Consider the following 22,058-nt stretch of genomic DNA (forward strand, 5'->3'; position numbering starts at 1 on the left):
TAAAAGACCACTCATACACAAAGGCGGAATGCACATGCATCACGAGAACAAACAGTTCATCCACTTATTCAAAAACGGTCAGTTCGATGACATTTATCATCAAATGACCGATTCGTGCAAATCTCATTATTCCATGGACACGTTTCATCACGAAGCGTCTTCGTTTCATCATGGAATTCGGCGCTATCGTCTGCTCAATGAGATGGTGTTGAATGGGAATCGGTGTGTATTATGGTCGGATTTCCGAAAAGAGAAGTTATTGTCCGTTCAATTCAATCGCGTAAATCAGATTGAATCCATTCAGATGACGGTCACATCCTCTTCAAAAGAGACCAATCCTTTCACGAAAAACAAATACCACCTTCCATTCAAAGAGCAGTGGTTTGTTGTCTCGGAAGGGACGAACGTCGGGATGTATCTTCATGAACCGATTCGAAAGAAACGTGATGGCTATGACTTTTTGAAAACAAAAGATCAGCAACCTTACAATCGCAGAAAAGTTGGGATGAATGGCTCGTATGCGTTCGGAGAACAAGTTCTGTCACCACTCGATGGTACAGTTTATCAGGTCGTCGATGGGTTACCAGATGAATCAAATCCTGATCATCCACTCGGAAATCACGTCTTCATTCAACATAAACATGATGAATACAGTCTTCTCGCCCACTTAGAGAGCGGTTCGATTATCGTCAAAGTTGGAGACCAAGTGAAAACCAAAAAGGTGATTGCCCGCTGCGGACGCTCTGGAAACACATTAGAACCGCGTTTGCATATGCGTGTCATGAATCACCCAGATGTGGACACCGCGACCGCCCTCCCGATTCGATGGAAAGGCCGAAAGCGACCTGTGCGTGGAAAAGTGGTCACTTCCCGCGAAGAGGATAGTTGGTCAAATGGGCTCGTAGCTCTCGATTTTTCAGAACTGCTTTTTTACATCATTCAGGCCATCCCGCGATTATTCTTTCGCTTTTTCGGATAAGAAAACCCCTCAGAAATCTGAGAGGTCCGTGATCACATATCCAAATCTGTAAACGCGAGCGGAACGAGTTCCCCAAGCGTCACTTCTTTCACATCGGCGTTGCCGTTTGTGAGAAGTACTTTGAAGTCAGGGTCACCGAATTCGACCATGACTTGGCGACAGATACTGCAAGGTGGCAAGAAGTCTTCCGTGTCCCCAGACACGGCAACTGCTTCGAAGTCACCTTTTTTGTATCCTTGAGCGATTGCTGTGAAAATCGCAGTACGCTCTGCACAGTTCGTTGCTCCGAACGAGACGTTCTCGACGTTGACACCGTCGATGACCGTGCCGTCCTTCATGAGAAGTGCCGCACCGACGCGGAACTTCGAATATGGTGAATACGCATTGTCCTTCAATTGGCGTGCGCGCTCGACTAATTGTTGTTGGTTCATCTTAAGTCATTCCTCTCGAATATCGAATGAACTGATGCCAGTCCCCATGCCTCTCATTTTTGGGCAGGATTTATAGCATACACCCGCCCCAAAGAGAAGTCAACGACTTTTTTAGAACGCTTTCATAGAGACATAAAAAAGAAGGAACTTCCGCTCCTCCTCCCTTCAGATTCATCTTTATACCAACTCAAGCTGCGCGACAGGCGCTTCTTCCGTTTCTGGCTGCACGTGATGGCGACCGATTGGAATGACGGACGGTGAACCGGATACCGGGTCACACATGACCGAACAGCGAAGATTGAAGACCCGATGAATCAAATCACACGTGATGACATCCGACGGCTTCCCTTCGGCAATCAACTTCCCTTTGTCGAGTGCGAAGATATAGTCCGCATAACGCGCCGACAAGTTGATATCGTGAAGCACCATGACAATCGTCGTGCCGTACTTTCGGTTCAAATCCGTCAACAAGTCGAGAATTTCGACCTGATACGTGATATCGAGATACGTCGTCGGTTCATCCAAAAAGAGGACGTCCGTCTGTTGGGAAAGAGCCATCGCAATCCAGACACGTTGGCGCTGTCCGCCTGACAACTCATCGATTGGACGATCCGCGAACTCCGTGATGTTCATCATTTCCATCGCCTCGGCGACAGCCTCATAGTCAGCTTTCGTCCATCCCTTTAAGAACGATTGATGCGGATAACGACCGCGACCGACGAGATCAGCGACCGTGATTCCTTCCGGTACGACCGGGGACTGTGGCAACATCCCGAGGACACGTGCCAGCTTTTTCGGTGCCATCTTCGAGATCGGCTTATCATAAAGCGTCACTTGACCGGCACTCGGTTTGATGAGCCGTGCCATCGTCTTCAGTAGCGTCGACTTCCCGCAACCGTTCGCACCGATGATGATGCTAATCTGGTTGCTCGGAATTTCAAGACTGATATCGTTCAAAATCATCTTGTCCTCGTATCCTGAGGTGAGATGTTCCACTTTCATAATGGATGCCATTTAGAAGTCCCCTTTCTGGTTCATCCGAATCAACAAGTATAAGAGATAAGGCGCGCCGATGATGCCGGTGATGACACCGACCGGATAGCGTGCCGTGAAGGCGAATTGTCCGACGAGGTCGGCTGCGAGTACTAAGATGATACCAACAAGCGCTGCCGGCAAGATCCCGGCGTGACTCGTCCCGACGAGGCGTTTGGCAATCGGTCCCGCCAAAAAGGCGATGAAGGCAATTGGTCCCGTCGTCGCTGTCGCGAGAGCGAGCATAAACACCGCCGCAACGATGAGAAGTAATCGGGTTTGGTTCGTATTGATCCCGAGCCCTGTCGCCGCCATTTCACCGAGCTCGAGCATCTCGAGCTGACGGGTGAGTAACAATACAATCGGTAAACAGATGAGTACCGTGATGATTAAAGGCGGCAACTCTTCTAGCTTCGCCCCATTTAAGCTTCCTGTCAACCACCGCATCGCCATCGCGACATCATTTTGTCGGCTGATGAGCAGTAAGTAATTGATGACCGCTGTGAGCATCGCCTGAATCCCAATCCCGACCAAGACGAGGCGACCGATGGAGAAGGCTGCCCCTTTAGAGAGGAAATAGATGACGAGCACCGTCACGAGACCTCCGATAATCGACGCAATCGAGATGACCGCTTCACTCGACTGGAGAACGACGATACAGAAGACGGCCGCCGCACTCGAACCGGTCGTGATGCCGATGACGTTCGGGTTGGCGAGCGGGTTACGAAGCATCGTCTGGAAAATCGTTCCCGCGGCACCAAACGCCGCCCCGGCGAAGACACCGGCGAGCATGCGTGGTAAACGAAGAACCTCAACGGCGAACGTCGCCCCTTGCACGTCTTCCCCGAGCAAGACGCGGATGACGTCCTGAACGGGATAAATCGTATTACCTAGCATAAGCATCAAGCCGCTCAGCGTGAGCGCGATGACGGTCAAGAGAAGCGTCATCCCAACATAACGACGGCGGCGCTTCATGCGTCCTTGTCTGATTTGTTCAATCGCTGGTTGCATCATAATCCTCGTACTTTCACTTTCATCGTCAATAGAATCAAGATCGGCGCCCCGATGAACGCCGTCACAATCCCGACCTCAAGCTCTCCCGGACTCCCGAGCAAACGTCCGATGACGTCCGAGAAGGTCAGAATGATGGCACCGGCTAGAGCAGACATCGGCATGAGATAACGCTGGTCTGGACCGAGCACGAGTCGAATCAAATGCGGGGCGAGTAGCCCGATAAATCCGATCGGTCCGGCGAGTGCCGTCGCCGCCCCACACAGAATGACGCCTGCGAACGAAGCGGTCAGCTTCAACGTACCCGTTCGAACGCCAAGACTCTTCGCCATCTCTTCCCCGAGCGCGAGTGCGTTCAAGGAAGGGGCGGTCACGACGGCGATCACGAGACCAATCAATAAGAACGGTAAAAACGTATAGATGGAATCGATGTTTCCTGCCCCGACGCTCCCGACTTGCCAGAAGCGGAACTGGTCCATGACGTTCGAGCGCGGGATCATGAGCGCCATGACGAGAGACGATAATGCCGCGCTCGTCGCTGCTCCCGCCAAGACGAGTTTGAGCGGGGTCGCCCCACCTCGACCGAGCGAGCCGATGCCAAAGACAAAGATGGCCGTCAACAACGCCCCGACGAGCGCGAACCAGATGAACGCACTCGCTGTCGAGATGTTGAAAAACGCGATTCCGATGACGACGGCGAGCGCCGCTCCCGTGTTGACCCCGAGAATACTCGGGTCAGCGATCGGGTTACGCGTCACCGACTGCATGAGTGCCCCCGCCACACCGAGCGCTGCCCCGCACATGAAACTGAAGATTGTCCGGACGACCCGTTCCCGGACGATGTCCGCTTCATACGACTGAACAGCCGGGCGGAATAAACCGTCCAGCAGTTCATTCCACCCGACTGTCCGTGAGCCGAAGGCAAGGGATGCCAGAATACATAGCACCGTCAGTACGAGCGTCCCAATCAACAAGAGCGGGAAGTACTTCGGGGTATGCATCTGCTTCACCTGATGTTGCATCATTTTACTTTCGCGAGCGCATCCGATACGCGTGAGACGTACTCATCAATTGTATATTCAATCGAGAGTGGCGTCGGTGTTCCTGCCGCTGCGAGTGGCGTGTTATCTTCGATCAAGACGACCGATCCGCGTTCGATGGCTGGTACTTTACTGTAGAGCGGGTCCGCTTGAAGCGCCTTCAACGTATCTTCATTTCCGTAAGTGACGAAGATGTCGACGTCGTTCAAGATATCAGCATTCTCTTTGCTGAGCTCGAGATAGAAGCTGTCTGTTTTTTCTGCTTCGTCTAAGATGTTTTGTGGATACTCCATCCCGAGTTCTTCGATGAAGGCACCACGTGGGTCACCCGTTGTATAGATATAGAATTTTGAAAGGTCTTCCGCGCTCATCGAGACGAATGCGGCTTTCTTTCCAGCAATCTCAGGAACGGCTGTCGCTTTGTCGGTGATCAACTGCTCCGTATCCTTGATTAACTGTTCGCCTTCTTCACCGAGTCCCATTGCGAGTGAGTCATAGCGAACCATGTCTTGCCATGAAGTGACCCAAGGTGTTTCTTGGTACGCCACGACCGGTGCGATTTGGCTGAGCGTGTCGTAATCTTCTTGCGTGATGCCTGAGTATGCCGCCAAGATGACGTCTGGGTTTGAATCCGCGATTGCTTCAAAGTCTAATCCGTCTGTATCTTGATAGATGTTCGGATTCTCTTCTCCGAGTGCTTTCAACTTCTCTGCTGTCCATGGAAGCATACCGCTGTCGTCTTGGACACCGTAGTTCGCAGCCGAGAATCCGACCGGTACGACGTCGAGGGCAAGTGCGACGTCATGGTTCCCCCAAGAAATCGTTGCGACACGTTCTGGTTTTTCTTCGATGACCGTTTCACCGAATGCGTGCTCGATTGTGATCGGGTAACCTTCTGCCGATTCTTCTGTCCCTTCATTCGTAGAAGCGTTCTCAGCTTCTTCCGAACCACAACCGGCTAAGATGAGTGCAAAAGCCGATACAAAAATGAACATATGTAACCATTTCTTCAATGTGTTGTTCACGTGATTTTTCTCCTTTTCAAACTTCTCTATTTTCTCGATACTGATAATCATTATCATTTATGAGTATAGACCTGCTCCTAAGTCATGTCAACCGCTATTCGGCAAAGAAATATGAAAAAACCTGCCGTTTTAGGACAGGTTGCTTAGGTCTTTCGATGCCGTCGCATGACGTCTGCGATTGGTTCATCTTGTTTTTCAAGCTCGGACACGATTCGCTCATGGTCTGTGTCGCTTCGGTTTTGGCTCAACTTGAACGTCGCCTGCATGTCGGTGATGTCAATCCGAAACCCGACGACGCCCTGCATCTGTCGCTTCACCGGTTCCGATAATGTTTCCCAACGCACCGCATGCTCACGCTCCCCTTCGTGCTCATGGAGCAATCCTGCGAGTTCTTCAATCAATTCGTTCTCATTGAGAATCGTCGCACGTCCATACACGTGTACGGCTTGATAGTTCCATGTCGAGACGTCTTCATGACCGTACCACGACGCCGAGACGTAGGCGTCTGGTCCTTGAAAGATGACGAGAACGGTCTGATCTTCAATCGTTCGCCACTGCGGATTCGCTTTCGCAATATGTGTCGTCAGTTGTCCATTTGCCTCATCGAATCGTAACGGGACGTGTGTCGCAATCGGTTTGTCCCCGTCATGCGTCACAATCGTGCCGAACGGATGGGCATGGCGAAATGCATGAATCTCAGCTCGTTCTTTGACGGAATATTGATTTGGAATATACATGTCGGACCCCCTTTCTCCTATTATATTCTGAACAAGACGGGTATAACGACACAGAAGGAGGAATGTTTTTATGAAACCAACTATCAAAGCCATCGTCTTTGACGTATACGGCACTTTATTCGACGTCCATTCGGTGAAGGACGCCTGTGAACAAGAGTTCCCTGAAAAAGGAGCAGCCATCAGCCAAGTATGGCGGACGAAACAACTCGAGTATTTCTTTTGGCGCCACATGATGGGGCGCTACGAAGATTTCGATACGGTTACCCGGGACGCACTCCGTTACGCGCTCGCCGTCCACGACGCAACATCAACGAAGGACATCGAACAACGACTGATTGAATCGTATGCGCACCTGACCCCATATGAGGAGGTCGAATCAGTCCTGAAAGAGTTGCATGACGTGAAGACCGTCATCCTCTCGAACGGGACGGACGAGATGCTTGAGGCACTGCTTCACAACGCCGGTCTTGCCGATTATTTCGATGAGGTCGTCAGCGTCGACGGAATCAAACAACCGAAACCAACGCCAGCCGCCTATATGCATTGGTTCAAGACGTCCGGTCTCCGTCGTGACGAGGTGCTCTTCTTATCGTCGAACGGATGGGACATCGCCGGGGCGAAAAACTTCGGCTTCCATGCGACCTGGATCAATCGGAACGACTTGCCGTTTGAAGCGTTCGATGTGGAACCGGATACGATTTATGAAGGTTTGAACGGGATTTTGGAATGGGTCTAACCTGCTTCGGTCGAAATATGAGAAAATAGAGAAAATAGGACCGAAACGAGGGAGAAAGATGGCACATCGTATTTACACGACGAGCTTTGCGAGCGTCTATCCACATTACGTTTCGAAAGCCGAACGAAAAGGACGGACGAAACAAGAGGTCGACACGATCATTGAGTGGTTGACGGGTTATGATGAGACCGGACTCGAACGTCAAATTGAGGATCAAGTTGATTTTGACACATTCTTCGCTTCAGCACCTCGCCTGAATGAAGATCGCGCCCTCATCAAAGGCGTCGTCTGTGGGGTCCGTGTCGAGAACGTCGAGGAGCCGCTCATGCGCGAGATTCGCTACTTGGATAAACTCATCGATGAGTTGGCGAAGGGGAAGAAAATGGAGAAGATTCTACGGGGAGGCGAATTATGATGGACGTGACGACACTTGTGGACGAGGCACGGCTCGATTCCTTCATTCATTTAATCGAGGTCATCGATGATCATTTACCAGAAGGCTTTGAAAAGACGACGGACGGACACGGCGTCCATTACGTCGTCCCGCTCGAGCGATATCCGTCTGGTTATCATGTCACTCCGGGTACACCGCTTCCCTTTGTCAGCGTGATTGCGCAAAAGCGCCATGTCGGACTTTATCATATGGGGATTTACGCCGACCCTGAATTGCTCGACTGGTTCGAACAGGAGTATGCGAGTCGCGTCCCGACGAAACTCGATATGGGGAAAAGCTGTATTCGCTTCAATAACGTGAAACGGATCCCGTTTGATTTGGTCGGGGAACTCGTCGAGAAGATGACTGTCGATGAATGGATTCAGCGCTATGAAGGAAACCGAGGCTAACGCTTCGGTTTTTTCGCACATTCGTTTTATTTTGTGAACCGAGTATACGGTATGCTTAGAAAAAAGGAGGGACGCCTCATGCCACGCTGGCTGAAAATCACTTTGTTCTTACTCGTGTTTGGCACGTTGTTCTATATCACCCATTTCCACTATGAGTTGCGTCCGTCTGACATTCGGGACATCGTCTTGTCGTTTGGGTTTTGGGGTCCTCTATTCTTTATATTCCTTTACGCCATCGGTCCGGTCGCATTTTTACCGACGTCCGTGCTGTCACTTGGAGCCGGTCTCGCGTTCGGCGTCTGGCCAGGGGTCCTCTATATCATCATCGGGGCGACCGCTGCTGCGACAACCGGTTACGTCATGGGACGCTTCTTTGGACGTTCGGTCGTCAACGTCGATCGCTATCCGTGGTCGGAAAAGCTATTCACCCAGATGGAGCGCCGCGGTTTCTTATACGTGTTCGTCTTACGACTCATCCCGCTCGTCAGTTTCGACTTGCTCAGTTACGCCGGAGGCATCTCGCGCGTCCGTTTCCGCGCGTTCGTCCCGGCGACCGTGCTCGGCATGATTCCAGGGACGTTCGCCTACAGCTTCCTCGGGGCGAGCCTCGCATCAGGTAGCGTCACGACGATCTTCATCGCCGCACTCGTCTTCGTCGGATTGATTGTCATCACATACATCTTCCGTGAGCCCGTCAAGAAGTGGCTTGGCTTAAATTGAGAAACCGATTTTCCTTCCTCGCAAAAAGGCGTTTGAATCCATAAACCCTAATCCTGTAAATTATATGTGGGAATAATATCCACTTTGTAATTGAAGGAGAATCGATTCGTGCTAAAAAAATCAATCATCTGTCTATTCACTGTGTTCCTCTTGGTCATTTCCTCTGTCCCGGCTTCCGCAAACGAGTTCCACCCTCGTTATAACAAAGGTGAGATGGTCTATCTGACGTTCGATGATGGACCGAATCAGTACACACCTAAATTGCTCGACGTCCTGAAACGCTACAACGTGAAGGCGACATTCTTTATTCTTGGAAAGAAAATCAAAGGAAATGAAGCTATTCTTCAACGGATTGTTGACGAAGGACATACCATCGGGCTACATAGCATGACCCACGACAAAAAGTCCTTTTATCGTTCACCGAAAACGGCGGTCAACGAGATGAAACAGGTTCAACAGTTGATTTTTGATATTACCGGTGTGAAGTCGACGACGATTCGCGTCCCATACGGAAGTGTGCCCCATATGACAAAAGCACATCGCCAGGCGATGGAGAAGGCCGGCTTCCACATGTGGGACTGGAACGTTGATACGCTCGACTGGAAATACAAAAAGGACCAGAAGACGATGCGCTACCAAACGATTAAACAAGTCCGGGCCCATCGTTCTTACTATCAGGCGTCTATCGTCTTAATGCACGATCACGCCACTTCTCCAGAATCTCTCTCCTATATGTTGAGACATTTGACACGTGAGAAGTTTGTATTTTTGACAACAGATCAGGCAAAGGAATCGTATCATTTCTACAATAAATGGTATGGCAAATCACATTGATCAGATTAAAAGGAGCCCGCGCTCCTTTTTTTGTGTCGAACATGCAATTTCTATAAACTTCTATGAACTTCGTCCGATATGTATAGAGCTACAACTAATGAACACCAGAATGTGAGGAAAGAAACATGAGTTTGATGAAAAGAAATCAGTTGATGTTGTTGACGACGTTATTGATTGTGGTGACGTCGGTTGTCGTCCATTTGCTTCACCGTTTCACGGAATTTGCCTATACGTATACGATTTTACGAAACGGTGCGGATGGTTATGTGTACTCGAATGTGACATGGGTGCTCTTCGCACTCCCACTCGTCTTCCTCGGGATGATGCTCGTCAGCCTGAAGCGAGAAAGCAAGATGTTCTCATATTGGATGATGCTGACGCTCACCTTTGCGAGCATCTCGACGGTCGCCGGCGGACAAGGGCTTGTTGAGTATCACTTCTCCATCTTTGTCGTCTTGGCCATCCTGTCGTTCATGCGCCGCATCGACTTGATTTTGTATAGTGCCGCCATCTTTACGGTACAGCATTTAGCAGGGTATTTTTTATTCCCTGCGCTCATTTGCGGAACGAGTGATTATCCGTTCAGCTTGTTGCTCGTCCACGCGGTATACTTAATTTTGCTCAGTGCCGTACTCGTCGCCCAGATCCATTTCCGCAACAAGGAGACGGAACGTGTCGAGGCGCACGAACAAGAGACGCGACAGTTGTTGCGACAAGCGATTCAAGACGTCAGTTCCCTCGTTCAATCCTTGAATAGTCATGCGGAAGAACTCGAATCGGCTGCGAATCAGTCGCTCGAATCGGGAGAACAGATCGCCATCACAGTCGATCCGATCGTCGCCCACGCTTCGTCTCAACAAGCTTCCATGGTACAAGGTGCGGATGAGATTCAATCCATCCGTTCGCTGACCGCACTCATCCAGGAACGGATGGCGCAAACGGCAGCAGCCTCATCCCGCATCGCCAAAGACGCCCTCTCCGGGAATACGGATATGCGTCTCATGGAAGAAAAAGTACATGAAATCATTACGGAATCCGAGCAACTCGAGCAGATTGTCGCAACGATGACGAATCGTTCCTCTGAAATCCAAGGTATCTTGCAGCAAGTCGGTTCGATCAGTGAACAGACGAATATGCTCGCCTTGAACGCATCGATTGAAGCGGCCCGTGCCGGAGAAGCTGGTCGTGGATTCGCCGTCGTCGCCTCTGAAGTCGGGAAGCTTGCCGTCCAGTCTCGGGAATACGCATCGGAAATGACACGCGTCCTCGGTGGATTGATGGAAGATACGACGGTCGTCTCGAAGTCGGCTCACCTCTTCAAACAAGCGACTGAAAACTGCCAAACGGTCACGAACGACGTGACGGCTGTCTTCGGGCGTCTTACGGAAGACGTATCGGAAATCGATGCACAAATTGCCTCGATTCAAGAGACACGACAACTCGTGACAACGCAGATGGAGACGCTCGAGACACGCCTCGAATCGACGAAACATGCTTCAAGTGAACTGCAACAACAGATTCACCACGTGGCCGCCGCAACGGAAGAACAGGTCGCTGTCCAAAAAGAACTCAGTTCTATGTCGGACCGCCTCGCCGTCACGGCGAACGCACTTGAAGATGTGACGACTCAACTCGAAGATCACGCATCCCGCGCCTAACACAAATGCCCCCGACCAACCGGTCGGGGGCATGTTGTTTATCGGTCGAGCAATTGACGAATTCCTTCTTGTAATGGTGTGACCGGACGTCCGAGAACCGGTTCAAAGTCGCTCTCGTGAATCTCGAGCGTTCCTTGACGGATGCTTCGCTGGATGCCGGCGAGAAGTGCGACCACGTCATCAGGCATCCCTGCCCCGCGCATCGTCTCTTCATATGCCTCAAGGTTCAGCTCCTGCATCATGACGTCACGTCCTAACACTTCACTGAGTGCATCGACTAAATCTTTTTGCGTATGGAGCGGTCCTGACAATTCATACACCGCACTCTCTTGCTGTTCTTTCAACAGGACATTCGCCGCCGCTTCCGCATAGTCTTGTTGAAGCGCCCAGCCGACCTTCCCGTCCCGAGCCGCCGTAATCCACGGTGCCCCGTCAACGACTGCCTGCATGCTCGGCAATTCGTTCTCTAAGTACCAGTTGTTCCGCAAGAACGCATACGGAATCCCCGATTCCACGATTGCTTCTTCTGTGACGACGTGTGGGGGTGCCATCAAGTTCTCACTGTCTGTCGCATCGGCGAGACTTGTATAGGCGATGAAGGAGACACCAGCCCGTTTTGCCGCCTCGACCGCGTTCGTATGTTGACGAATCCGCGTGTCGTTGTCGCCATCTGCCGAGATGATCAACAGACGCTCGACACCTTTGAACGCTTCATCGAGTGTGTTCGGCTGATCAAAATCTCCGTGGCGTACATCAACCCCACGTTCTTTCAGCGATGTTGCTTTCTCCGGATTTCGTACACTAACCGCGAGGTCACTCGCATCAATGGATTTGAGTAACTCCTCTACAATTTTTGATCCTAATTTACCGGTTGCCCCGGTGACTAAATATTTCATGCGGTCATCCCCTTTCTCATGCTTCAGACCATATTCCCGTTCTGTTCATGCAATTAACGTAACGGCACCTGCCAACAAAAATAACATTTGACTTTAAGTTCATATGAACTTAAAAAATAGGAATTGTTATTGACCCTACTCATCGGGTTTTTACTCATCATCATCTTCATGCTTGCGCTTGACCTCGGGGTGTTCCACCGCAAGGCACACGAAGTCTCGCTCCGCGAGGCATGGACATGGACGTTCGTCTGGATCGGGGTTGCCATCGTATTCGGGGGATGGTTGTTCTATACGCAAGGTAGTACGGCGGCAACGGAATATGCGAGCGTATACTTCATCGAGAAGGCACTCGCCATCGATAACGTCTTCGTCTTCTCCCTTGTCTTCGCTTATTTCGCCATCCCGCTCAAGTATCAGCACAAAGTGTTGTTCTGGGGGATTCTCGGAGCCATTTTCTTCCGCGCCGTCTTCATCGTCGCTGGGGTATCGCTGTTAGAAAACTTCGGTTGGGTGTATTACGTGTTCGGGGCATTCCTCGTCTATACAGGTTGGATGATGTACAAGAATATCGGAAAAGACGAGTCACTTGAAGAGAACAAGACGATTCGTTGGCTCGAGCAACGTCTTCCGATCACGCAAGATATTTCATCTGGGAAGTTCACGAAACGGATCAACGGGAAGTTGTTCTTCACACCGCTCTTCATCGCGCTCATCTTTATCGAATTGTCGGATATCGTCTTCGCCGTCGATTCGGTCGCCGCGAGCTTTGCGTATTCGCGTGACCCGTATATCATCTTCTATGCGAACATCATGGCGATTCTCGGACTCCGTAGTCTCTACTTCGTCCTCGCCAACTTGATTGACCGCTTCTATTACTTGAAACACGGCCTCAGTTTCATGCTCGTCTTTATCGGGGCGAAAATGATTTTAGGCGATGTATACAAGATGCCGATTTGGATGTCACTCGGGACGATTGTTCTCGTCATCTTGATCAGCGTCCTCTATAGTTTCTACAAAACGAAACCTCGTTCGTCCAAACACGTATAATGAATCAATCGGTCCATTTCGTCGGTGTTCTTTCTTTGAAAAGCGGGTAATCATTGAGGTGCACAACTATAGAAAAGGGGATTCACTATGATTGATCGGATTGGCCTCATGAGTATCGGTCTCGTCTTCGGGATCATCCTCATGTTACTCTTTAATAACTTATTCGGATTGGTGTTCGGTGTCGTCCTTGGCGCGAGCCTGATCGTCGCCAACCAAATCGGACGAAACAAGCGAACGACCATCCACTAACCAAAAAGCACGCGCTCCCAAATATGGGGCGCGTGCTGTTGCGTTAAAACATCGTATACGGATTGATGCTGTTTGCTGGGGATGAACTGCTATACACGTAGCTGTTCCGGTGTACTTCGAAATGGAGGTGGTTTCCGAACGAGTTGCCGGTATTCCCGACGGCTCCGATTGTCGCACCTTTTGCGACCGTCTGTCCTTTCACGACATTGAGGCGGTCGAGGTGCGCGTACACCGTGATGTATGTTTGTCCGTTCAACTGATGGGTCATCATGATGTGGTTCCCATACGCCCCGTAATTTCGGGAGACGATGACTTGTCCAGACGCGGCTGCCACGACCGATGTCCCTCTCGGTGCCGCCAAGTCGATACCGTTATGGAACGTGTAGCCGTATTGCCCGCTCGCCGGACCATATTTTTGCGTCAACGTCCCTTTTGTCGGGATGACCATCTTCGCTGTCGACGTCGTTGAGAGTGTCGTCACACTATACTTCTTCACATATGTACTTGATACGTAACGGGCTGTGCCATTAAAGTTGATTTTCGTCCATCCCCCGCTCACGCCAAGGTATTTGAACGATTGTCCTAACTTGGCACTGCCGACGATTGCATACGTCGTGCCTGGGCCCGAACGGACGTTTAAACTGTTGGTCGTGACTTTGACATAATAGGTGGTCGCCGCTTCAGCAGGCGTACCGGCTGGGGTGAAGATTCCGACAATGAGCAACGCAGCACAGAGGAGGGAGAGCATCTTTCGTTTCATATTATGGTAAATCCTTTCAATTATGTATTTAAATTTTTATTTTTTATATTATCTTGATGAAAAAATTTTACCACCAAAATGAACCGACAAATATGTCATTTATATTTCAAATAAAGGAAAACAAAATATAACTTACTTCCCTTATTTTTCCTTAAGGCAAAAAATACACAGCCGCTCGGCTGTGTATATCTCTTACTCTTGATTCTCTTCTGCGTTCTCTTCTTCCTCTTCTAAATCTTTAATCAATTGCTTCATCTCTTCGATTTCACGACGCTGCGCCTTGATGATTTCTTCCGACAGTTCTTTGACGCGCGGATCTTCGATTTCAGCGCGCTCACTCGTCAAGATCGCGATCGAGTGGTGAGGAATCATCGCCTTCATCCAACTGACGTCATCGACCGTCGTCTGACTACGTACGAGCCAGAGCGAGGCACTGAAGACAAGGGCGCTGACCCCTAGGATGATAAAGTTGAGGGTTTTATTCTTATACATCCCCCACATGAAGAGAAGCATGACGAATGCCATGACCGATCCCATGATGAGTGCCATATACAACCTCGTCTGACTATAGAAGATATGATTGAACTGAAACACGTTTAAATACATGAGCCAATACATAATAAATGTAGAGACCGCGATCATAATTCCAAATTTACCGTACGATTTCATCTCATTCACCCTTTCTTGTTATGCATGTAGAAAATCTTTTACCTAGTTGCTCTACACTCAAACCTACCTACTTTTTAGTTACGGCGTATTCTCATAGCTTTTCACTTCTTTTTCACAAACGTCGGGTACACTAGTGAAATTGAGTTGACGCAAGGAAGGGGAACGACAATGCAAGAGCTGACGTTACATGATGTATTGGCAACACTGGATTCTGTCTTATCTTGGTCGTATCTCGACCGTCCTGAAGAGATGGCGATTCACGGCATCGGAACGACACCAGAAAAAATAAAAAAAACTTTTTTATATGTATGCGAGCGTCCGATTAATGAACGGGGTGTTGATTTAGTGAAGGCGGCCATCCGGAACGGGGCAGTCGCCATTGTCACGGATCGCCCGATTGACGCGAGAGTGCCTGTCATTTACTGTCGAGACGTCGCACGCGCACGCGAACAACTCCAGACTCTTTTCGCCACGGAAGGAAATCACGCGAAGCACGCGGAACGATAATAATAGGAACATAGAAAGGAGGAGTACAAGGTGAAGATTCTCATTGTAGACGACGAAGAAAAGATGAGACATTTGATTCGTCTGTTTCTTGAGGGTGATGGGTACTCTTGCATAGAGGCGAGCGATGCTCGTTCCGCACTCGACAAAATCGAAGAGCGACCGGATCTTGTCCTTTTAGATATTATGATGCCAGAAGTAGATGGGATCTCACTTTGTCGTCAGTTAAAGACGATGGACCCGGCATTACCTGTCGTCTTGTTGACGGCACGTTCAGACAATGAAACAACGATCCAAGGATTAGATGCCGGAGCGGATGATTACGTCACCAAACCGTTCGATGGGAATGTGCTCCTCGCCCGTATTCGCGCTGTCTTGCGCCGAACCCGTGTCGTCAACATCCAATACGGACCACTACGTTACGATGAAGAGAGCGGACGCGTTTTGTATGAAGAACAAGAGATTGTCCTCACACCAAAAGCGACGGCCATCTTGAAACTGTTCCTTCAGCACCCGAATCGCCTCTTCAATCGCCTAGATTTGTTTGACCTCGTCTGGCCCTATTCTGCAGAATCCGACCCACGCACCGTTGATGCGCATATTCGTATGATTCGAGAAAAGTTAGGGGATGCAGGATTTCCGATTGATGATTATTTAAAAACGGTATGGGGACGTGGTTATCGATGGACAGAGGAGCGTTCCGGATGAAGCGGAGTCGTAACAGTCTACCGTTTCGCATCAGCCTCGTCTTTCTCCTATCCACCCTATTGATTGAAGGTGTGTTGTTCCTTCTCCTCTATCATACGCTTCTCGGCGAACGCGTTGTAGAAGAAATCAATCGACTCGAATCTCGGGCCGAGAGCCATGCGAGCGTTTTGGCCATGAACTTTTCGGAAGAAACAATCAGTCACGTGGCCACCATGGAGAGTGAGACCGACACGAAAGTCGCCATTACCGATCCGACTCATGAGGCGCTACAAACTTCACGCTCTTTTCCTCAAGTTTTAGTCGACACCGTCGATGCGAAAAAACGCACTGGTCCCTTCAACGACACGACTATCCTCGAGGACGACTGGGAACACGAACCGTATTTGAGCGTTCGTACACCAATCACAGATGATACCGACACCCGTTATGGATACGTCTATATGTTTTTACCGACCGAAATCATTCATGGAATTAGCCATCGGCTCCAGTGGCGATTCCTATATATCACGGCGATTGCACTCGTGACGACCGTTTTGACGTTCATCCTCTTGAGCCGACTGATTTCAAAACCGATCCAATCATTGAAACAAGCAACGGAGAACGTATTGACAAACCCAGACGATTTACAGTTACCGACGAATCGTGTCGACGAAATCGGTGAATTAGCGCGTGCCATCGAATCGATGTCAGTGGAACTATCAAGACTACGGCGGGAACGTCGCCAGTTTTTATCCGACCTATCGCATGAAATCAAGACCCCTCTCACGTACTTGAGGGGTTACGCCGAAATCGCTTCGAAAGAAAGCACACCCGAATCATTACGCAAACAGTCGATTCAAACGATTTTAGATGAAAGCCGGTCGCTCACGGAACTCGTCGAAAATGCGTTTCAATTGGCACAGCTCGATGAAAACACGTTCTTGTTGCACCGAGAAGAAGTGACCGTCACGACGTTTTGTGCGGACTTACGTCGAATGCTCGATACGATGTTCCGGATGACAACGATTCGCTTCGATGCTGCACCGAACGCGGGACAACAAGACATCGCTCTTACACTAGATCGGCACCGGATGCTCCAAGTCTTCCGCTCCATCGCCCATAATGCGATTGAGCATAGTGAGGCCTCTCATGTCTCCCTGCGTTCAAACGTCACGGACACTCACCTGATCCTGACCATTACAGACAATGGGAAAGGCATTCCTGAAGAAGATTTACCGCACATTTTTGACCGCCTGTATCGTGTGGAAAAATCACGGTCCCGACAGACCGGTGGCAGTGGACTCGGACTCGCCATCGCCGACCAAATCGTCAACCGTCACGGCGGAGAATTGACAGTCACCTCTGACGCATCGGGCACCTCTTTCACAGTCACGCTTCCACTCGACAAAAAGACGCCTATCCTTTAATGGAAAGGCGTCTTTTGATCAGTTGAGCTCACCTTTGTCGAGGCGCATCTCCCATTCCCCGTCTGTAAACTCATATACACTGTTATCCGATGTGACAAGCAACATGCGCTCCTCTTTGATGGCCAATTCGATTGGCACAGCGTCCGCTTGAAGCTCTGGAAGATTGAACGTCTCTGTCGATTCATTGTCTAAGTTGAAAAGAACCCCTTCGAATGAACCATCTGTCTGTCGAATGTAGGCCAACTGCCCATCGTCCGCACCGACCGTGACAACTTGTTCCGACTCGATGAGTGGCTCGAACGAATCTCCAGAGTCATTCGAAACGAGGATGCCTGACGGGCCGTACAAGAAGACGCGCTCCGCATCCGTCGCATCGGCGACGATTCCTGCCACTTGCGTCTCCTCTATTCCTTGTACCTGCATCGGTTCAAATGAGCTCCCACCATCGATGGAACGATAAAATCCCGGCTCTAGCTCCGAGGTCGCTTCTTCCAAATAAACGTAGAGTGTACCCGTGGCATAACCGGCGCTCATATAGTGAAAATCTGCCTCGCCTTCAAGCGACCGACTTTCGAGTACCGCCCCATGATTTTTTCCATGCATGACCCCAAGTGGGTTTTTGAAATCTGTCCGACGATCGGGGTGACCACTCGCATAAAATCCATCTTCGACGACTTCAAATCCCATGTAGTCATGGCGATTTGTCGGAAGCGTATACCAACCGTCTTCTCGATATTCCATCAATCCGGCATGCGTCGCGATGACAGGACGTTCGTCATCTTGCCAAAATCCAGCCCCGTGGATGTGGGAGACCGTTTCATCCGCTCCTACCCGTTGCCATGCGTCTTGTGTCGCTGTCGTTTCGTTTTCTGATTGGTTTGTATCCGATGGCGACTCTTCTGCTCCACACGCCGACAAGAGCAGGGGAGTCAGTAATAGTGATAACATTAACGTTCGTTTCATCTCGATCCCTCCATCATTAGCATCCCATCTAGCATATGTGCTAAAGATGAAAAACTTGTTAAATCTTCAAAAGTCGGGCGTTGATAGCGACAATGACCGTACTCAAGCTCATCAAGACCGCACCGATGGCTGGTGATAGGATGATGCCAATTGGCGCCAACACGCCCGCAGCGAGTGGGATGGCGACGATGTTGTACCCAGCGGCCCACCACAAGTTTTGAATCATTTTCCGATACGTGTTTTGTGAAAGTTCCAAAATCGATAGGACATCTTTCGGATTACTGCGGACGAGGACGATGTCTGCCGTCTCGACAGCAACGTCTGTCCCGCTCCCGATCGCGATGCCGACATCCGCTTGCGCTAAGGCCGGGGCATCATTGATCCCATCTCCGACCATCGCTACTTTGCTTCCATCTTTTTGGACGTCTTTCACTTGGTTCGCCTTGTCGTCTGGTAATACTTCGGCATACACGTCATCGATACCGAGCTGACCCGCGACCCAATGCGCGACCTTCTCGTTGTCACCCGTCAACATGATGGAGCGGATGCCTTTTTCACGAAGGGCCTCGACGGTCTCCTTCGCCTCTTCCCGTACTAGATCGGCCATCGCAACCATTCCGACCCATTCTCCGTCCTTCAAAACAAAGACGACGGTCTTCCCTTCTTCCGAAAGTCGTGCGAACGTCTCTTCATCGATTTGAATATGTTGATCACGGATATGACGTGGACTGACGACTTGTATATGCGCATCGTCGACCGTCCCTTCTAACCCGACACCTGTCATCGACCCAAAGTTGTCGACAGCCGACAATTTCAACTCCCGTTTCTCGACTTCTCTCAAAACTCCTTGAGCGAGCGGATGTTGCGACTCCCGTTCGACGGCACCCGCTAATCGCAATACATCTTCTTCTGTGAAAGATGAGCTCGCCTGTACGTCCGTGACGCCGAAGTTCCCTTCCGTCAACGTACCGGTCTTATCAAAGATGACGGCATCGAGGCGACGTGCTTCTTCAAATTGGGTCCGATTCCGGATGAGAAGGCCTTGTTTCGCCGATAGCGCTGTCGAGACGGCAACGACGAGCGGTGTCGCCAGTCCGAGTGCATGGGGACATGAGATGACCATGACCGTTACCATCCGTTCGACCGCCGTCCCGACCGAGTAGCCGAGCATGAACCAGATGGTGAACGTGATGACTCCAGCAGCAATCGCGATGTAAAACAAGTATTTTGCTGCACGATTCGCTAGGTTTTGAGCACGTGACTTCGATTTTTGTGCTTCGCTCACCAACTCGATGACTTTTGACAAATACGTAGTTTCTCCCGTACCGATTGTTTCAATCGTCAAACTACCTTCTTGGTTGATGGAACCTGCGATGACGTCCTCACCTTCTGACTTTTCGACGGGGACCGATTCACCGGTCAACATCGACTCATCGATTGTCGTCTGTCCTTTGATAATCTTCCCGTCTACCGGGACCTGTTCCCCTGGTTTGACGAGAATCCGATCTCCTTCCTTCAGCTCAGAGATTGGGACATCTTCCGTCTCTTCCCCGTTGATGCGATGCGCCTCGTTCGGTAACAGTTGGACGAGTTGCTCCAACGCATTTGACGCCCCCATGACCGAACGCATTTCAATCCAGTGACCGAGTAGCATGATCACAATCAGTGAAGCGAGTTCCCAAAAGAAGTCATGCCCACTTCCGTATCCAAAGACGACAGCTGCGCTATAAAAGTAAGCGACGCTGATCGCCAAGCCAATGAGCATCATCATACCCGGGCTACGATCCCGCAGCTCCTCCACACTCCCTTTTAAGAATGGCCATCCTCCGTATACATACACAATCGTTGCTAAGACAAATAAGATTGTTTTTTCAAATGGAAAATCAAGTTCAAATCGAAGCCATTCTTGAATCATATCCGACAACAACAAAATCGGAATCATTAGACCGAGCGAAACAAAAAAGCGCCGTTTAAAGTCTTCAATCATATGTTCATGTCCATGTCCGCCATGATGAGAATCGTGACTCTCCTCATGATGTTCATGATGTTGATCGTGTTCATGTTCCATCATTTATCCACTCCTTTACACGAATTGTATACCCCTATGCGGTATGCTGATAAACGGATTTGGACTTTCATGTTTCTTTCACAATTAGGTGGTACAACAAAGTGAGGACTGAACAGTGAAGGAGTGTTATAAGATGAAATCGAAAGGAATATGGTTCCTATTGACGGGGATTTTGATTGGGGTCATCCTCGTCCTGTTAGTCGTCCTCTTCAACGGGACGTGGAACCATAATAACAATATGGATCAAGATCATATGATGGGCAATGATTCGTCAACCGGGCAGATGGGTGACCACATGATGGGCAAAGATGGAATGACAGGAAATGGCGGACCGATGGGACACGGAACGACGCAAGCACTCGAGGCATCTGACGAACCGGAACACCCGCTCCCGATTCCGAAAGCCTTACAACCAGATCGAGTCACGGAGGACACTGTCTATTACACGGTGGAAGCGACTGAAGGCGTGTCTCAATTTTTCCAAGACGGGAAGAAAACGGAGACGCTCGGATATAACGGGAACTTACTCGGACCGATGCTCGAGCTGCCGAAAGGAAAGACGGTCGTGATTGATACAATCAACCGATTGGATGAACCGACGACGTTCCACTGGCACGGTCTTGTTATTCCTGCCGACATGGACGGAGGGCCGCATCAAGCTGTAGCAGCGGGTGACCGTGCTCAAGTTCGACTCGATATCGACCAAGAGCCGAGTACGCTATGGTTCCACCCCCATCCGATGGGATTGACAGCTGAACAAGTTTACAAAGGGCTCGCCGGTCTTCTTTATGTGACCGACGATGCTCAGACTGGTCTCCCGAATGACTACGGTGTCGACGACATCCCGCTTATCGTACAGGATCGACTCTTCACAAAAGATGGTGAACTTGACTACGATGCCCATATGAATGTCGACGGGACGACGGGCGATACGATTCTTGCGAACGGAGCCATCAACACTACGTTTGATGTTCAGACCGAGACGCTCCGTGTTCGGCTCGTCAACGGTTCAAACGCACGTGATTTTGACTTCACGCTATCGAACGGGGAGGTTATGACGCAAATCGCAGGAGACGGCGGTCCGCTAGAACGTCCGGTCGAGATGAAGACCATCTCATTGACACCAGGAGAACGGGCCGAGGTGTTGATTGATTTTTCACAAGTAGAAGATGACGTGGCCTTAGAAGCGGACGGGGTGACGTTCACCACGTTTCGTGTCGGTGAACTCGACAAAACGTCCATCGATATTCCAACGACCAAAACAATGGAGCGTTCGACAGATGAGAAAGCAGATCGCCGGCTCACGCTGTTTGGAATGGGGAATATGGTGTCCATCAACGGCGATACGTATGATCCAGACCGAATCGACATAAAAGTGAAACAAGGGGATACAGAGATATGGGAAATCGAGAACAAACCTGACATGATGGGTGGGATGACGCATCCTTTCCACATTCATGGCGTCCAGTTCCGAATCATCAGTCGGGACGGCAATCCACCAGCCGAACATGAGAAAGGTTGGAAAGACACGGTCGCTGTTTCTCCTGATGAACGGGTAAAAATTGAACTTACCTTCACCGAAACCGGCACGTTCATGTATCATTGCCACATCCTCGAACACGAAGAAAATGGAATGATGGGGCAACTGAAAGTCACTAAATGAATCGAATCTCTCCGCTTACTACGCGGGGAGTTTTTTTGTTGTGATTCGTATAATTCGTCCCAATTCCAGTCCGTTTCTG

At 50.1% G+C, this 22,058-nt stretch carries 24 protein-coding genes; 13 read left to right on the forward strand and 11 right to left on the reverse strand.

The window, feature by feature from the left end; translation table 11 throughout:
• Window positions 1-34 precede the first annotated feature (34 nt).
• Window positions 35-979 (forward strand): M23 family metallopeptidase, encoded by a 945-nt coding sequence (locus PJK55_RS08920; protein WP_271305527.1) that lies wholly within the window; start codon window positions 35-37, stop codon window positions 977-979.
• Between the two features lie 32 nt (window positions 980-1,011).
• Here PJK55_RS08920 and PJK55_RS08925 read toward each other — a convergent pair whose 3' ends face one another.
• The 6 genes from PJK55_RS08925 to PJK55_RS08950 all read right to left on the reverse strand — a co-directional run bounded on the left by PJK55_RS08925 (window position 1,012) and on the right by PJK55_RS08950 (window position 6,255).
• A complete protein-coding gene (locus tag PJK55_RS08925) occupies window positions 1,012-1,410 on the reverse strand; it encodes a cytidine deaminase (RefSeq protein ID WP_026825163.1) in 399 nt (132 codons plus the stop codon).
• Between the two features lie 177 nt (window positions 1,411-1,587).
• A complete protein-coding gene (locus tag PJK55_RS08930) occupies window positions 1,588-2,424 on the reverse strand; it encodes an ABC transporter ATP-binding protein (RefSeq protein ID WP_271305528.1) in 837 nt (278 codons plus the stop codon).
• Complete coding sequence (locus PJK55_RS08935; protein ID WP_271305529.1) at window positions 2,425-3,456, reverse strand: FecCD family ABC transporter permease; 1,032 nt, start codon at window positions 3,454-3,456, stop codon at window positions 2,425-2,427. It lies immediately after the preceding gene.
• Window positions 3,453-4,454: a FecCD family ABC transporter permease gene (locus PJK55_RS08940; protein ID WP_371743019.1), complete on the reverse strand. Its 1,002-nt coding sequence runs from the start codon at window positions 4,452-4,454 to the stop codon at window positions 3,453-3,455. Before PJK55_RS08940 ends, PJK55_RS08935 begins: the two co-directional genes overlap by 4 nt.
• A gap of 20 nt (window positions 4,455-4,474) precedes the next feature.
• Window positions 4,475-5,518 (reverse strand): iron-siderophore ABC transporter substrate-binding protein, encoded by a 1,044-nt coding sequence (locus PJK55_RS08945; RefSeq protein WP_271305531.1) that lies wholly within the window; start codon window positions 5,516-5,518, stop codon window positions 4,475-4,477.
• 143 nt (window positions 5,519-5,661) lie between these two features.
• Entirely contained in the window at window positions 5,662-6,255 is a 594-nt protein-coding gene (locus PJK55_RS08950) for an FMN-binding negative transcriptional regulator (protein WP_271305532.1), read from the reverse strand.
• Between the two features lie 70 nt (window positions 6,256-6,325).
• Here PJK55_RS08950 and PJK55_RS08955 point away from each other — a divergent pair, with 70 nt between their 5' ends.
• The 6 genes from PJK55_RS08955 to PJK55_RS08980 all read left to right on the forward strand — a co-directional run bounded on the left by PJK55_RS08955 (window position 6,326) and on the right by PJK55_RS08980 (window position 11,046).
• Window positions 6,326-6,991 (forward strand): haloacid dehalogenase type II, encoded by a 666-nt coding sequence (locus tag PJK55_RS08955; RefSeq protein WP_271305533.1) that lies wholly within the window; start codon window positions 6,326-6,328, stop codon window positions 6,989-6,991.
• 58 nt (window positions 6,992-7,049) lie between these two features.
• A complete protein-coding gene (locus PJK55_RS08960; RefSeq protein WP_271305534.1) occupies window positions 7,050-7,406 on the forward strand; it encodes a DUF2200 domain-containing protein in 357 nt (118 codons plus the stop codon).
• Window positions 7,403-7,834, forward strand: a complete 432-nt coding sequence (locus PJK55_RS08965; RefSeq protein ID WP_271305535.1) for a DUF1801 domain-containing protein — start codon at window positions 7,403-7,405, stop codon at window positions 7,832-7,834. Before PJK55_RS08960 ends, PJK55_RS08965 begins: the two co-directional genes overlap by 4 nt.
• A gap of 78 nt (window positions 7,835-7,912) precedes the next feature.
• Window positions 7,913-8,554 carry a TVP38/TMEM64 family protein gene (locus PJK55_RS08970; protein WP_214744494.1) on the forward strand — a complete coding sequence of 214 codons (642 nt, stop codon included), beginning with the start codon at window positions 7,913-7,915 and terminating at the stop codon, window positions 8,552-8,554.
• A gap of 108 nt (window positions 8,555-8,662) precedes the next feature.
• The gene (locus PJK55_RS08975; RefSeq protein WP_271305536.1) at window positions 8,663-9,388 is read left to right on the forward strand and encodes a polysaccharide deacetylase family protein; all 726 of its coding nucleotides are present in this window, start codon (window positions 8,663-8,665) and stop codon (window positions 9,386-9,388) included.
• A gap of 125 nt (window positions 9,389-9,513) precedes the next feature.
• Window positions 9,514-11,046 (forward strand): methyl-accepting chemotaxis protein, encoded by a 1,533-nt coding sequence (locus PJK55_RS08980; protein ID WP_271305537.1) that lies wholly within the window; start codon window positions 9,514-9,516, stop codon window positions 11,044-11,046.
• 38 nt (window positions 11,047-11,084) lie between these two features.
• Here the strand turns inward: PJK55_RS08980 and PJK55_RS08985 are convergent, their stop codons facing one another.
• Window positions 11,085-11,942, reverse strand: coding sequence for an SDR family oxidoreductase (locus PJK55_RS08985; protein WP_271305538.1), 858 nt, complete (start codon window positions 11,940-11,942; stop codon window positions 11,085-11,087).
• A 129-nt stretch (window positions 11,943-12,071) separates the two neighbouring features.
• Here PJK55_RS08985 and PJK55_RS08990 point away from each other — a divergent pair, with 129 nt between their 5' ends.
• Window positions 12,072-12,989: a TerC family protein gene (locus PJK55_RS08990; protein ID WP_271305539.1), complete on the forward strand. Its 918-nt coding sequence runs from the start codon at window positions 12,072-12,074 to the stop codon at window positions 12,987-12,989.
• Between the two features lie 87 nt (window positions 12,990-13,076).
• Window positions 13,077-13,238, forward strand: coding sequence for a hypothetical protein (locus PJK55_RS08995; protein ID WP_271305540.1), 162 nt, complete (start codon window positions 13,077-13,079; stop codon window positions 13,236-13,238).
• 43 nt (window positions 13,239-13,281) lie between these two features.
• Here PJK55_RS08995 and PJK55_RS09000 read toward each other — a convergent pair whose 3' ends face one another.
• Together PJK55_RS09000 and PJK55_RS09005 are read right to left on the reverse strand one after the other, a co-directional pair.
• Window positions 13,282-13,998, reverse strand: a complete 717-nt coding sequence (locus PJK55_RS09000) for a peptidoglycan DD-metalloendopeptidase family protein (RefSeq protein ID WP_271305541.1) — start codon at window positions 13,996-13,998, stop codon at window positions 13,282-13,284.
• A 192-nt stretch (window positions 13,999-14,190) separates the two neighbouring features.
• Window positions 14,191-14,667 (reverse strand): DUF305 domain-containing protein, encoded by a 477-nt coding sequence (locus tag PJK55_RS09005; protein WP_271305542.1) that lies wholly within the window; start codon window positions 14,665-14,667, stop codon window positions 14,191-14,193.
• A gap of 168 nt (window positions 14,668-14,835) precedes the next feature.
• Between PJK55_RS09005 and PJK55_RS09010 the strand changes: the two genes are divergently transcribed.
• The 3 genes from PJK55_RS09010 to PJK55_RS09020 are packed head-to-tail and all read left to right on the forward strand — an operon-like array spanning window position 14,836 to window position 17,285.
• Complete coding sequence (locus PJK55_RS09010) at window positions 14,836-15,174, forward strand: hypothetical protein (RefSeq protein ID WP_271305543.1); 339 nt, start codon at window positions 14,836-14,838, stop codon at window positions 15,172-15,174.
• A 30-nt stretch (window positions 15,175-15,204) separates the two neighbouring features.
• Entirely contained in the window at window positions 15,205-15,879 is a 675-nt protein-coding gene (locus PJK55_RS09015; protein WP_026825147.1) for a response regulator transcription factor, read from the forward strand.
• A complete protein-coding gene (locus PJK55_RS09020; RefSeq protein WP_271305544.1) occupies window positions 15,876-17,285 on the forward strand; it encodes a sensor histidine kinase in 1,410 nt (469 codons plus the stop codon). The genes PJK55_RS09015 and PJK55_RS09020 overlap by 4 nt, the downstream gene beginning before the upstream one ends.
• Window positions 17,286-17,303: 18 nt before the next feature.
• On the opposite strand, the gene PJK55_RS09025 is transcribed toward PJK55_RS09020, so the two are convergent.
• Window positions 17,304-18,248: a F510_1955 family glycosylhydrolase gene (locus PJK55_RS09025; RefSeq protein WP_271305545.1), complete on the reverse strand. Its 945-nt coding sequence runs from the start codon at window positions 18,246-18,248 to the stop codon at window positions 17,304-17,306.
• 58 nt (window positions 18,249-18,306) lie between these two features.
• The gene (locus tag PJK55_RS09030; protein ID WP_271305546.1) at window positions 18,307-20,319 is read right to left on the reverse strand and encodes a heavy metal translocating P-type ATPase; all 2,013 of its coding nucleotides are present in this window, start codon (window positions 20,317-20,319) and stop codon (window positions 18,307-18,309) included.
• 130 nt (window positions 20,320-20,449) lie between these two features.
• Between PJK55_RS09030 and PJK55_RS09035 the strand changes: the two genes are divergently transcribed.
• On the forward strand, window positions 20,450-21,979 hold the full coding sequence (locus tag PJK55_RS09035) for a multicopper oxidase family protein (protein WP_271305547.1): 1,530 nt from the start codon (window positions 20,450-20,452) through the stop codon (window positions 21,977-21,979).
• The last annotated feature ends 79 nt before the right edge of the window (window positions 21,980-22,058 follow it).

Origin of the sequence: Exiguobacterium sp. MMG028 (genome assembly GCF_027947425.1) — a bacterium.
Lineage (GTDB): Bacteria > Bacillota > Bacilli > Exiguobacteriales > Exiguobacteriaceae > Exiguobacterium > Exiguobacterium aestuarii_A.